The following is a 245-nucleotide window of genomic DNA, read 5'->3' on the forward strand; positions in this document are numbered from 1 at the left end:
TTCACGTGTTGGACGCGCTCTCCGAAGAGAAGTCCCGCAGGGACGGCCAGAGATTAGCCCCGGTCTTCAGACCGGGGGTTGATCCATCAAAAGGGCAAAGCCCCGGAGGGGCGACAGAATCATTTTTGCACAAAGATCCCCGGTCTAAACACCGGGGGCAATCTCGGATGCCCTTCCGGGCACAAGTGACTTGCGCGTTGTTATATCATCGAATCGTGCCGCTCTTCACTCGCTCGAATATCACC

It is taken from the genome of Pseudomonadota bacterium (assembly GCA_030859565.1).
Taxonomy (GTDB): domain Bacteria; phylum Pseudomonadota; class Gammaproteobacteria; order JACCXJ01; family JACCXJ01; genus USCg-Taylor.